General features: G+C 35.7%; 14 protein-coding genes. 10 read left to right on the top strand and 4 right to left on the bottom strand.

The annotated features are described in order from the left end of the window. Positions 1-76: 76 nt before the first annotated feature. From WH267_RS17230 to WH267_RS17220, 3 genes are all read right to left on the bottom strand, one after another. Complete coding sequence (locus WH267_RS17230; RefSeq protein ID WP_115971095.1) at positions 77-784, bottom strand: hypothetical protein; 708 nt, start codon at positions 782-784, stop codon at positions 77-79. A 353-nt stretch (positions 785-1,137) separates the two neighbouring features. Continuing rightward, positions 1,138-1,986, bottom strand: a complete 849-nt coding sequence (gene pheA, locus WH267_RS17225; RefSeq protein WP_340009946.1) for a prephenate dehydratase — start codon at positions 1,984-1,986, stop codon at positions 1,138-1,140. Between the two features lie 133 nt (positions 1,987-2,119). After that, a complete protein-coding gene (locus WH267_RS17220) occupies positions 2,120-2,548 on the bottom strand; it encodes an acyl-CoA thioesterase (RefSeq protein ID WP_115971097.1) in 429 nt (142 codons plus the stop codon). Positions 2,549-2,684: 136 nt separating this feature from the next. On the opposite strand from WH267_RS17220, the gene dnaA reads away from it, so the two are divergent. The 6 genes from dnaA (at position 2,685) to WH267_RS17190 (ending at position 7,225) form a co-directional block, all read left to right on the top strand. Next, entirely contained in the window at positions 2,685-4,139 is a 1,455-nt protein-coding gene (gene dnaA / locus WH267_RS17215) for a chromosomal replication initiator protein DnaA (protein WP_045495212.1), read from the top strand. A 115-nt stretch (positions 4,140-4,254) separates the two neighbouring features. After that, positions 4,255-4,707: a low molecular weight protein-tyrosine-phosphatase gene (locus WH267_RS17210; protein ID WP_115971098.1), complete on the top strand. Its 453-nt coding sequence runs from the start codon at positions 4,255-4,257 to the stop codon at positions 4,705-4,707. 2 nt (positions 4,708-4,709) lie between these two features. After that, positions 4,710-5,210: a nuclear transport factor 2 family protein gene (locus WH267_RS17205; RefSeq protein ID WP_340009945.1), complete on the top strand. Its 501-nt coding sequence runs from the start codon at positions 4,710-4,712 to the stop codon at positions 5,208-5,210. 4 nt (positions 5,211-5,214) lie between these two features. Continuing rightward, a complete protein-coding gene (locus WH267_RS17200) occupies positions 5,215-5,913 on the top strand; it encodes an SAM-dependent methyltransferase (RefSeq protein WP_115971100.1) in 699 nt (232 codons plus the stop codon). Positions 5,914-5,918: 5 nt separating this feature from the next. Beyond that, positions 5,919-6,176: a hypothetical protein gene (locus WH267_RS17195; RefSeq protein ID WP_115971101.1), complete on the top strand. Its 258-nt coding sequence runs from the start codon at positions 5,919-5,921 to the stop codon at positions 6,174-6,176. Positions 6,177-6,208: 32 nt separating this feature from the next. Beyond that, on the top strand, positions 6,209-7,225 hold the full coding sequence (locus WH267_RS17190; protein WP_340009944.1) for a hypothetical protein: 1,017 nt from the start codon (positions 6,209-6,211) through the stop codon (positions 7,223-7,225). Between the two features lie 29 nt (positions 7,226-7,254). Here WH267_RS17190 and WH267_RS17185 read toward each other — a convergent pair whose 3' ends face one another. Continuing rightward, entirely contained in the window at positions 7,255-7,728 is a 474-nt protein-coding gene (locus WH267_RS17185; protein WP_340009943.1) for an Mpo1 family 2-hydroxy fatty acid dioxygenase, read from the bottom strand. 73 nt (positions 7,729-7,801) lie between these two features. Between WH267_RS17185 and WH267_RS17180 the strand changes: the two genes are divergently transcribed. The 4 genes from WH267_RS17180 to WH267_RS17165 all read left to right on the top strand — a co-directional run bounded on the left by WH267_RS17180 (position 7,802) and on the right by WH267_RS17165 (position 12,882). Further along, positions 7,802-8,647 (top strand): helix-turn-helix domain-containing protein, encoded by an 846-nt coding sequence (locus tag WH267_RS17180; protein ID WP_115971104.1) that lies wholly within the window; start codon positions 7,802-7,804, stop codon positions 8,645-8,647. Positions 8,648-8,736: 89 nt separating this feature from the next. Next, positions 8,737-10,047, top strand: a complete 1,311-nt coding sequence (locus WH267_RS17175; RefSeq protein WP_340009942.1) for a TolC family protein — start codon at positions 8,737-8,739, stop codon at positions 10,045-10,047. A gap of 23 nt (positions 10,048-10,070) precedes the next feature. Beyond that, a complete protein-coding gene (locus tag WH267_RS17170; RefSeq protein ID WP_340009941.1) occupies positions 10,071-11,189 on the top strand; it encodes an HlyD family secretion protein in 1,119 nt (372 codons plus the stop codon). Between the two features lie 100 nt (positions 11,190-11,289). After that, positions 11,290-12,882 (top strand): MFS transporter, encoded by a 1,593-nt coding sequence (locus tag WH267_RS17165; protein WP_123319719.1) that lies wholly within the window; start codon positions 11,290-11,292, stop codon positions 12,880-12,882. Positions 12,883-13,261 lie beyond the last annotated feature (379 nt).

The raw sequence follows: 13,261 nt of genomic DNA, 5'->3' as shown, positions 1-13,261 counted from the left end.
AAATGGTGTTTAAAAATTAACCCACCGCAATAGAGGCGATGGGCTAACGGTATAGATAACTAACAATATGTTTATATTAATTGGATACTTTGTAAATATAGAATGAAGCAACACTGGAACCTGCAATTGATAAATCTAAAACATTGTTTCCTGTGAGACCGAAGCTGATTTTGTCTCCATTTTGGAAGGAGTATAGTGAATTGATACTGGCGTCAGACATGGTTAACTTGGCTACAAGTAAATCAAGACCTGAAAATGGACGGGTGTCAATAATTGTGCCTACACCATTTCTGGTTCTTGCGATCCCGATGCCATAACCGTTTACAAGAAGATTTGCTTGTAATCCGGTTCCGTAACGGAATGAATATCCTACCATGTAAACTCCTGTAGATGGAACGATGAAAGAGCCGTCTGAATCGGAAAACATACTTGCGGATCCTATTGTTCTTTCAACTGCTTGGAAATTAACAGGTTTGAAATCTGCTGGAAAAAGAGTAACGTTTACAAGGCTAATGCCAGTTATTTTTTTAGCCGCAAACATTCCTGAATTGACATTAGAAGCTCCTATTAACAATTGTGGATCCATGGCAAATACTTCTGTGCCTGCATTATCCTGAACTAAAAGCTGGTATCCGGGTACTGTAGTAGCAGTTGGTGTATTTCGAACTCTCATATTTCCATTAATATCTAATGTTGCCGTTGGGGTTGTGGTATTAATTCCTACTTGTGAAAATAATGGCAGTGCTGCACATGCCAGTATTAGGCTGTAAAGTTTAGTTTTCATGATCAAGATTTTTACTTAGTTGCAAACAAAGATACAATAAATATACATTTTGTATTATGAAATTTTCATTATTAATATAAATATGATGTAATATATTTAAAAGTATGTTTGTGTTTTAGAATATATTATTACATATTTTAATTACGGGTTGTTTTTATTTTATTTATTTAAGTGAGTGTTTGTGAGGGGTTTGAAAAAATAAATTATCCCTGTTGTGTGGGTTGTTATTTTGATTTATAAGGTGCTGGTCAGGCATTTATTAATAAATCACATTACTTTTTTGGTTGTTACGATATAAAAAAAACACTGTTACTTTAACAGTGTTTTTTTATTAGGAATATGTTGGTTTATTTTTAACTTTCCAAAAGGAATTCTTTATAATTTCCAAGAAAATCCACATCAGCGTTGATGGATTCAAGTTCTTTCAGGGCATTTCCGTGTAGCACATCCTTCCATGAGCCTTCTACATTAATGAAGAAGAAATAATTCCCCAATCCTGTTTTTAATGTTCTGGATTCAATTTTGCTGAGGTTCATCTTTCGCCATGCAAAAACAGACAGCACCTGATGTAGGCCTCCAGGATGATCTTCAGGTAGGGTGATCAGCATTCCTGATTTCTCACCCAATGTTTCGAGTTGACTGTTATCATATCTGTTTTGTTGCTTTGAGATAATAATAAATCGGGTATGGTTCTGTTCAAAATCCTGAATATTACGGTTGATGATCTTTAAACCATATAAATTAGCTGCAAACTGATTGGCTACTGCTGCGATCTTCAGATCTTTATTTTCCGACACATATTTGGCAGCAGCGGCGGTAGAAGAAAAATCCTGTTTGGGAATGTCTTTGTAATGTGTATCCAAAGAATGGAAGCTCTGAGCCAATGCCTGTGGATGAGAATAAATCCTTTCTATCTCCTCAATAGAATTTTCAGGATGAATCATCAGGTGGTGAGCGATAGGCATTACAGCCTCCGCTTCAATTTTAATAGACGGTGTCTTATACAAATAATCCAGCGTCATTGATACGGTGCCTTCTATGGAATTCTCCAAAGGAACAACAGCTTTGAGTGTGTCTCCGCTTTCCACTGCACTAAAACAGTCCAGAATGCTGGCTTGTGGTAAAAGCTCATCATCAGGAAAAAGCTGTGCGGCGGCAAGCTGAGTAAAGCTGGCATGAGGCCCCAAAAATGCAATCTTCATAAGTAAATATATAAGGTGTTGTTGTTATCAAAAGACAAAGGTGCGAATTATAGTTCAAAGTTCAGCGGGAGAGTTCAGGGTTTAAAGTTTAAAGTTGGTTGACTGTAGGTGTCCCGTCTCCTGTTTTCAATCTTTATAACGTGTCCTCTGTGGTCTCTTTCCAATTGCCTTCAATCATCTTCATCAGGAAATCCGGACATTTGATAACTTTATTGGTTTGGGCATCTAAAAAGAAAAGGGTAGTGGAGGCCTCGGTAATTTTAATATGCTCTTCATTGTAAATTTCATATTCAAATTCAATTCTTACTCCGGGAATTTTTTTTACATAAGTGTGAATTTCTAATTTTTGATCATACAAAGCTGGGCGAATATACTTAATTTTGTAGTCTGAAACAGGCAGCCAAATTCCTTGGTTTTCAATTTCATCGTATGAAATTCCTATACTTCTGAAGAGTTCAACCCTGCCTACTTCAAAGTACTGGGCGTAGTTACCATAATATACATATTTCATAGGGTCTGTTTCTGCGTAACGTACTCTAATTGAGTGAGTTGTGTGTATCATTTTAGGTCTTAAATTATACATACAAATATATTTTTAAATAATCAATACCTGCAATATTTTTTTTTAAAAAGAAAATATTGGACCTTTGTCTCCCTTCTAAAAACAGTACAAACAAAAGAATAATCAGGGCATAAAAATGGATGACAATTTAATGATGATATGGCAGAAATGCCTTCAGTTTATGCGCGATAACCTGAACGCAGCTGAAGATAATTCTGACCTGAAAAAACTTGAGAAATCTTTCGATATGTTATTTGATAAGGTACAGCCACTTTCATTAGTGTCTAATAACCTTACACTTATCGTACCGAGCGATTTTTACAAGGAATATATTGAGGACAATTACCTGTCCTTACTTTCTGCTGCCCTGAAGAAAAATGTAGGAAAAGGAGTGAAGTTATGGTATTCTGTAATGGAAAACAGGCCAAAAGGTGAAGAAAAACCGGTTACCATGAACATGAAGGGACAAAGTGTTCCTACTCCAAAAACACAGGAAACAATGCCACAAGGATTCTCAGCTAATATTGTAAACCCTTTTGTGGTCCCTGGAATTAGAAAAGTAAATATTGATTCTAATCTGAAACCAGACTATTCTTTTGATAGTTATGTAGAAGGAGAAAGTAATAAATTTGCAGCTACCGTAGCAAGATCTATTGCTAAAAGACCTGGAGCTACAGCATTCAACCCATTATTCTTATACGGAGGATACGGAGTAGGAAAAACCCACTTAGGTCAGGCTGTTGGTCTTGAAGTAAAGAATCAGTTTCCAGACAAGGTAGTTCTTTATTTATCTTCAGAAAAATTCATCCAGCAGTTTATTTCAGCTGCTAAAGCACATAAGCAAACAGAATTTGCAAACTTCTATCAAATGGTAGATGTACTGATTATTGATGATATTCAGTTCTTATCAGGAAAATCAGCAACACAGGATAGCTTCTTCCACATTTTCGATCACCTGCATCAAAATGGAAAGCAGATTATCCTTACTTCAGATAAAGCACCGGCAGATATTATGGATATTCAGGACAGGATTGTTTCCCGTTTCAAATGGGGACTTTCTGCAGAGATCAAATCTCCGGATTTATCTACAAGAAGACAGATTATTGAAGATAAGCTAAGCAGAGACGGAATCGTTCTTCCTGGAGATATGCTGGATTTCCTTGCTGTTGAAACGAAAACAAACGTAAGAGAATTAATTGGGGTTATCAATTCGGTAATTGCATATTCTACAGTATATAAGAGAGATCTAAGTCTTGAATTGTTAAAGGAAACCATCAACAGAATTGCAGCCAACCAAAAGAAGGTGATCAATATTCCTTATATTCAGGAAGTGGTATGTGACTATTTTGGAATCAAAAAAGAGCAGCTTCTATCCAAAACGAGAAAAAGAGAAATCGCATTACCAAGACAATTGGCCATGTATTTCTCAAAAGAGTTTACCAACTCCACATTCACTAAAATTGGAGAAGAAATGGGCGGAAAAGACCACTCTACAGTAATGTATGCATGTGATACTATCAAGGACGTTTCGAAAATTGATAAAGAAATTAAGAAATACGTTAAGGATCTTACCGAAAGAATTAAGCAGTAAGATGATCTTAATCTAAAATATTTAAAAATGAAGAATAGTTTTATTCTTCATTTTTTATTTAGTTTTGTTACAGCAATACATTTTGATTGCCATTTAATTTATTAAATATCAGACTATGAAAATCCTGATGGTTTGCCTCGGAAATATTTGCAGAAGCCCTTTGGCAGAAGGAATTATGAAAACAAAAGTGCCGGAAAATTTTGTGGTAGACTCTGCCGGAACCATTGCTATGCATGAAGGGGAACATCCGGATAAAAGAGCCATTAAAACAGCAGCTAATCATCATATTGATATTTCCAGACAGAGATCAAGGCCTATTACCAGAGCAGATTATGAAACTTTTGATAAGATCTACTGTATGGATATAGATGTGTTTGAAGATGTTGTTTCCAAAGCTAAAAATGAAGAAGAACGCCAGAAAATATCATTGTTTCTGAAGGTATTGGGAGATCGCGAAAATGCTGAGGTTCCGGATCCGTATTGGGGAGATTTGAAAGATTTTGAAAATGTTTTCCAGCTTTTGGAAAAGGGATGTGATGCTATCAGAAAGCAAATCCTAATAACATAACCATGAAAAAACTGCTATTACTACTCATCGTAAGCTTTAATTTCTCTTTTGCTCAGACCAAAGATGAAACAGAAATCCTTAAAGTAATGAATGACTTTATGGAAAGTATTAAAACAAGAAATGAACCCAGATATCTGTCTCTATTCCAGGAACCAGTGCTCTGGACAGGAATTTATAAAGACAGAACACAGGCTAAACGTCTGAAGAAAAATCCCAAGGCAGAATATTATTTTGCCGATGATTATAAAACTTTCATCAAAGGCTTTAAAGATGATAAATCTGAAGAAAAATTTGACAATATTAAAATCGTTGAGGATGGAGGAGTAGCTTCTGCCAATTTCGATTACAGTTTTTGGTATGACGGAAAAATGGAAAACTGGGGAAAAGAAATCTGGACACTGATGAAAATCAACGGAATCTGGAAAATAACCTCTGTAACCTTTTCTATGGACCTTGCGAAATACTTCCCACAACCATCATTAAACGAAAGAACTAAAAAATAAAACAATGCTTTTTTTACTCCCTGCTTACTTATCAGAAAATACTTCAATCACTCATTTTGCACCTGTTATTAAGGAATATATCATGCAAACCGATTACTTCTTTGTGGAAAATGAGAAAACGGCCAGAAAGGTCGTTAAATTCTTTGCTCCTGAAAAGAAACAGGCAGATTTGAAGCTGTTTTTATTGGATAAGTATACAGAAAATGCAGATATTAAAGAAGCCCAGCAGCTTATGTTGAAAGGGCAGGATTTCGGATTGCTTTCAGAAGCAGGATTACCATGTATTGCAGATCCTGGAAACCTGATGGTAAAATGGTGCCATGAAAAGAATATCAGAGTAATCCCTATTTCAGGACCTTCATCCATTATTCTGGCTTTAATTTCCAGTGGTTTTAATGGACAGGAGTTTACGTTTAACGGATATCTTCCTATTGATAAAGGAGAAAAGAAGAAACAAATCCAACAGTTGGAAAGCCTGGTTCAGAAAACTGGTTATTCTCAGATCTTTATGGAAACTCCTTACAGAAATAACCAGCTTATTGAAGATCTTACAAAATTCTTATCACCTAATACCAAGTTGTGTATTGCTGCCAATATTAATGATCCGGAGCATGAATTTATTAGTACTAAAACAATAAAGGATTGGCAGAAACAAAAACCTGAACTTCATAAAGTTCCTGCTGTATTTGTACTTGGAAAATAAAAAAAATGATGAAGAATAACCCATTTCTTACTGTTTTTCTATTATTTGGTATTCAGGTATTGCTTATCAAATACCTGGATTATCTGGATCTTGAGATGGGACAAGGTTTATATCTTGCTTTTGTTTGTTTTTGTATTCCCACCATCTCTATCATTCTTAATTGGTTTACCGGAGAGTCCAGATATAAAAAATCATTCAGGTATTTTACTTTTTTTATGGTAATAGCTTCCCTCTTGGCATTTGTAGCATTGTCATATTTATAGGGGTTTTAGGAAGAGTTTATCAACATTAAAGTATGAAAAAAACGACTATAGATTATCTTAATTTTGGGTTGGCAGGCATTTTTATTGGAATGCTTATTCTCTATGGAGTTACCTTACTTCAAAAAAAGGAATTTGATAGATTAAACTGGTCGGCAAAAATCATCGGTATAAAGCCTGAGTCGGTAGATGAAAAACCAGGAATGCTGAAGATTCTTGATGCTGTTTTCATCAATAGTTTTAATAAGTATGTAACCAAATTAGATGATGTTTCTCCTCTGTTGATTTTTTCCCACAAAGAATCAGATTCTGGCTCTTTTCGGACCCAAAATGATCTCTTACCTGATTCCTTATCTGTTAAATATTTTTCTTTTGAAGATAAAAAGTTTTATCATTTAAACGCAAAGCTTTCTTTGGAAAAAATGTATAATTGTTTAGAAGATAAAGATTTAGAGGCTAACTTGAAGATAGAGATTCATCCGGGTGGAAAGATTTCTTTGAAGGTTGAACAGCCGGAATCTGAAAATTTCGGAACAAAATTAATACATAATTTTCAGGCCAAGGAAATTCCAGGAACATTAAAAATGCTGGTTGATGGTTCAGATCGGAAAGAGTATGACTTTTCTCTGATGAAGGGGTTGTCCGATTATTCGGATATTCTTACTCAAAAATATCTATGGGAAGTAAAAATTGAAACTGAAGGTTCTGAGGATATTTTAAACACTTCAGCATATAACTTTTATGGTAAATCAATAAGAACGGATAATGAAACTTTTGAAGATGTCCTGTTAAGAGATATTCCGGAAAGCATTGTGATTAAATGGGGAAATAAACAACATTATGAAATTGGTTATTCTTTTGACGGTCAGGAAATTTTAGATGCTTTTAAAGATCTCGATAAGATAAAGAGTAGTGAACCTGCAGTGATAACTTTTAAGTTATTAAAAAATTCTCTTCCAAAAGCTGAAATATCTAAAGCTGGGAAGACAATTAAGTTAAAAGATACTTACCCGAACTATCCTGCAAAAATTAATTATAGATTGGGATGTTAAATAGAAAATTCTGGAAGATCTTTTTAGAATTAATACCTGATCCCGGTCTTTTTAAGAATAAAACTTAAAAGCCATATCGGCCCAATCAGCAGAAACTGGATATCTTTAAGAAAAGACGGCTTTTTTCCTTCAATCTTATGTCCGATAAACTGGAAAATCCATGTAATCACAAAAACACCGAAGTAAAGTATCCAGGCTTGTTTGCCGAGGGTAATATTGGTAAGATAAATACAATGTTCTGCCAAAAGCACAATCAAAATCATGGTGATTCCGATTAGTAAAGAAAGCCTTACATAATATAAACTTATCAGGGCAACAGCTACCAAACTTACAATACTGATACACCCAAAATAGGAAATGCAGAAATGAGAGGAAGGAATTAAGGAAATAAATCCAAGGATAGAACAAAAAATAAGAGGTACACAAAACCAATGAATGAACTTGTTAGTCGCATTTCTATGGCTTTTACTATATTCTGCAAATAATAAATCAACCTTTCTCATACTGACAGGAATTGGATAATTGCTAAAATAATAAAATTTTGTAATCAGTGGTAAGATTGCTTACATTTGTGTTATGTCTGCCTTAGAAAAGTTCGGAGTAGAAATATCTACGGAACGTAATATTTTTGAAAGAATTGCCGTTGATAAACCCTTTCGGCCTGAAAATCCGGCATTTATTTTTATTAAATCAGGAACCATAAAACTTCGCCAGCACTTCAGTGATCTGGAAGTTTCTGCCAATATGTTTATGGTAACAGATCCACAGACTATTTATGAAGTAGTAGCGGTAAGTGATGACTTTCAATCAAGAATGGTTTCCTATAAAAGGGATTTTATTTCGGCGCTATCGTTAAAATTCAATAGACTGATTACATACCGATATTTCAGACAGCAGATGAATAAAGGTGTTCCCTTTCCTGAGAATGAAATGGAAGTGGTCTGGAAAAGTGTCAATTTCCTGAAATTTATCCTTGATTCTGAAACTGAAATGCTGTACAAAAAAGAAATGGTAGAACATCTTTTCTCTGTTTTCTGTTATCAGATGGCCGGAATTATTTCAAAGGAAGATAATAATTCCATGAACCAGATGTCCAGACAGGAAGAAATTGTATTCGTTTTTCTTACTGATCTTTCCGAGCATCATCTCACAGAGAGAACGGTAGAGTTCTATGCCGAAAGACAATCCATTACAACCAGACATTTGTCAGCAGTAATCAAAGAGGTAACAGGGAAGTCAGCAAGCCAGATTATTGCTTTAATTGTGATTAATGAAGCAAAAGTACTTCTAAACTCTTCTAATAAACCTGTTTCTGAGATTTCTTCTATCCTTGGTTTTAGCGATCAGTATGCATTTTCTCACTTTTTTAAAAAACATCTGGAGGTAAGCCCAAGACAATACAGGCATCAGTTCGAAAGCTAAAATCTTACATTTGAACATCTTTTTCCAAAAATCAAACATTTGATTGAATTTGTTGTTGTCCTAACTTTGCATCTGTAAAACAAGGTAAAATGACAAAGAAAATAAAAACAGCACTATCAGTTCTGATAGCAGCTTTTCCTGCGCTGTTTTTTTCACAACAGATTAAACAGTTGACCGCAGGGGAGATTGCTGAACTGGCAGTTCAGAATCATCAGCAGTTGAAGGTTTCCGCTCAGAATATTGATATTGCAAAACAGAATATCAATGTTGTTAAGCTTCAGAAACTTCCAACCATCACGGTTTCTACAAGCCAATTTTATTTGGGAGATGCAGTAGCCATCGATAAAGATTTTTCAAATTCTACAAAGGTTCCTATGCCTCATTATGGAAGCTCCTATGCTGTTCAGGCAACGCAGCTGATCTTTAAAGGAGGGTTGGTAAATAAATCTATTGAAATGGCAGGGCTTCGTGAACAGCTTTCTGAACTGGATCTGGAGAAAAATAAACAGGATGTGAAATTTTTAGTGATTTCAAACTATCTGGATGTCTACAAGATTATCAATCAGGAAGACGTGTTTCAGAATAACAAAAAGTTAGCTCAGGAACGTCTTAAGAATATTCAGAAATTCTATCAGCAGGGGATGGTGACCAGAAACGAAGTGATTCGTGGTGAGCTTGCCCTTAAAAATCTGGATCAGGGTATTCTGACGCTTTCAAATAATAAAAAAATCCTTAATTATAATTTAAATATTGCTTTAGGTTTATCTTCTGATACTGAAATTGTTCCTACTGAAAATCTGGAAAATAAAGAATCAGGAATCGGAATAGATTATTATATGAATCTTGCTCACGACAGCAATCCGGTGTTGAAGTCAGCACAGAAAAATATAGCAGTAGCTGATAAAAATATTGAAATTATTAAAACCGATAATTCACCTACTGTAGCAGGATTCGGCGGATATACTTTACAAAGACCAATTACTACGAGAAACCCTGTCTTGGATATGTATTCAGGAGGTTGGCAGACAGGTGTTTCTCTTAGTTACAATATCGATACCCTATATAAAACAAAAGAAAAAGTAAAATTAGGTGAACTGCAGAAGAATCAGGCCAATGATGCAATGACTTTGGTTCAGCAGAATGTAGATATGGGTGTGAATGCAGCGTATACCAAATATCAGGAGTCTATTCAGCAGGCAGATATTTTAAATGATTCCAAAAGGCTGGCAGAGGAGAACTATAAAATTACCGAAGCCAAATATCTGAATCAATTGGCTGTACAGGCGGAAATGATTGATGCGCAAAACCAGAAACTGCAATCAGAATTGGATTATGCCAATGCAGAGATCAATGTTTTGTATCAATATTATAACCTTTTGAAAGCTACGGGAACACTTTAATTTTTTTAACTGAAATCAACACAATGGAAAACAAGGAACAAACTACTCAAAATACTACATCAACTCCCGCAAAACCAGCGGCAGACAACAAAAAAAAGCAGAATAAGAAAAATAAAATCAGAGCGATTATTTCCAATATCGTCGTTTTTCTGGTGATTGGATTCGGATTATTCTGGCTTATTCGTGAATATTTTCACATCGGAAATAAAACCTATACAGAAGCGGCTCAGGTAGAAGAATTCATTAACCCGATCAACACAAGGGTTTCTGCTTATATCAAAGAAATTAAATTTATAGAGCACCAAAGAGTAAAAAAAGGAGATACACTGGTTATTTTGGATGAACGTGAAATCCTTACCCAACTGGGACAGGCTGAAGCGGCTTATCAAAATGCAATGGCTCAAAAAACAGCAACCAGCTCTTCTGTAAATACAGTTTCCAATAACGTAAATGTAATGGAATCTAATATTGCAGGGGCAAAAGCAAGACTTTGGAATGCTGAGCAGAATCTGAACAGATACAAAAACCTTTTATCTGCAGAAGCGGTAACAAGACAACAGTACGATCAGGTAAAAACTGAATATGATGCCCAGAAAGCAGCCTATGAGACGTTGGTGAACCAAAAACAATCGGCAAATCTTTCTACTACAGAAGTGAAAAGCAGATTGGGAATTAACGAGGCAGAGATTAAAAGAACAAAATCTGCACTGGATATGGCGAGAATCAACCTTTCTTATACTGTTATTACTGCTCCTTACGATGGAGTGATGGGAAGAAGAACAATCTCTGAAGGTCAACTGATTCAGCCGGGTCAGCAAGTAGCAACCATCGTCTTAAACGGTCAGAAGTGGGTAACAGCCAACTTCCTTGAAAGCCAGATGCCTAATATTAAAGTAGGAGAGAAGATGATGATGACGGCAGATGCATTGGGTGGAAAGCAGTTTGAAGGAGTTGTAACCGCTGTTTCTGCTGCTACCGGATCAAGATATTCAAGTGTGCCAACCGATAACTCTACCGGTAACTTCATTAAAGTACAACAGAGAATACCTGTAAGAATAGAGTTCACTGCTTCCAACAAAAAAGAAGATCTGGAGAAGTTAAGTGCAGGAATGAATATGAATGTGAATATTAATAAAGACTAGAAGATGGAAGATATCAGATTCCAGGCATTATGGAGTGTGAAGAATTAAGGTTGAATATTGAAAGTCTGCTATCTGATATCTGAAATCTATTATCTACAATATGTACAACAAAGGATTATATAACGACTGGGTACCTAAACCCATACAGCTCTTGCTGATTGTATTGCTGCTTGCTGTGGTAATGCCGATTGGTGGGGTGTATACCGGGAACATTAGTTCTTTGGTGAGTGGTACCGGAGCGATGACAGAATATTTTATGTGGGCAAATTATGCAACCACTATTGGAATGGGAGCGTGTATGCCGGTTGTTATCAGAATTAAAATGAGATTTAAAGTAAGAGACAAATTGGTGCTGTTATTGGTTCTTTTAGGATTATTAAGCTACATCAATTCTACTACTTTACAGCCGATGATCTTCGTTTTTTCCGCTTTACTGATCGGATTTATGAAGATGATGGTAACTATAGAACTCTTCCTGCCATTGATGGTAATGATTGGGAACAGAGGGATTTTTTATGGAGCATTTTATACATTTGTTCTGGTAATGAATCAGGTAGCTGTGTATTATTCAGCGGAGTTTGCTCTTCTTTATAATTGGCAGCAGTATTATGTTTTTACAGCAGTTTTATGCTTTATTTTAGCTTTGATACACTGGATTTTCATGCATAACAAATACTTTGCCCTGAAAGTTCCATTGCATTATATTGACTGGCTGAGTATCCTGCTTTTCATTTCAACCTTTATGTTTTCGGCCTATGTGTATGCATTCGGAAGACAGCAGGACTGGTTGAATTCAAAGAATATCATTAATGCAAGTATTGCAGCTTTTGTAAGTTTTGCATTGCTTTCCATTCGGCAGTTAACTTTAAAGAGACCTTATCTTTCTTTTAAAATTTTTACAAAAAGTAATGTACAGAACGGTTTATTTATGCTGTTCTGGCTGGGGATGTTCTTAGGAACGGCTTCCCTTCAGAATACTTTTGCTGTAGGAGTTTTAGGGTATGATCAGTTAACCAATGCGAAACTGAGTATGATGATGATTCCGGGAATCATTGTGGCTGGGGTGATTGCTATATTTTGGTTTAAAAAAGAAAAGCCATTGAAAATGTATATTTTTTCAGGGTTTTCAGGGATGATAGGATATGCTATTATCATGTATTTTTCTATGGTTCTGGAGTTCAATTATGATAACTGGTACTTACCTATGTTTTTAAAAGGCTATGGAATGTGTTCACTGTTTATCTCCGTTTGGTTCTATACGCTGGATAAACTTGAAATGGATGAAATGCTGGCAGCCATCGGATTGGTATTGGTTTGGAGAACCTTCTTAGCTGTAGGTATTTTTTCAACCCTATATTCATGGTTACAGTACCGTTTTCAGGTGACAGCAATAGGAGATCTTGCTGTTTATATGGACGGAATGACCGTGACTCCGCAAAATGTGATGGCCAATATGAAAGCCATTCAGCTGAATGCTATCCTGATAGCCACGAAAAAAATATTCGGACTTATAATTCTGATTGGTTTTGGAGTCCTTTTGTATGTGGTAACCCATCATTTTGGGGCTAAAAGATTCCAGTATTTCAAATTTATCAGAGTACTTGGTGGGAAATCTGTTATTGCAAGAAGGAGACTTCGTGAACGCAAAAGATTATTAGAAGAAATAAAAGACGCAGCAGGGCCTGCGATGTAAAGATACCTTGTTTTTCACTGTAAGATCCTGGTCCTTAGTTGGGCTGGGATCTTATTATTTTTGGTAGTGAAGCGGGAGGCTGGAAGAGGGGAGTTATGATAGGCGGTTAACATCTATATCTCAATTTTTATAGATGGATTATTGCATATTGAATTTAAGCTTTATAAGGCGGGAAGCGGGAGGCTGGAAGAGGGGAGTTATGATAGGCGGTTACCATCTATATCTCAATCTTTATAGATGGATTATTGCATATTGAACTTAAGCTTTATAAGGCGGGAAGCGGGAGGCTGGAAGAGGGGAGTTATGATAGGCGGTTACCATCTATATCTCAATTTTTATAGATGGAATACTGCATATTGAACTTAAGTTTTATAAGGCA

Source organism: Chryseobacterium sp. MYb328 (assembly GCF_037572595.1).
GTDB lineage: Bacteria > Bacteroidota > Bacteroidia > Flavobacteriales > Weeksellaceae > Chryseobacterium > Chryseobacterium pennae.
Note: the sequence above shows the minus strand (reverse complement) of the source record. Positions and strands in the feature narration are given on the sequence as shown.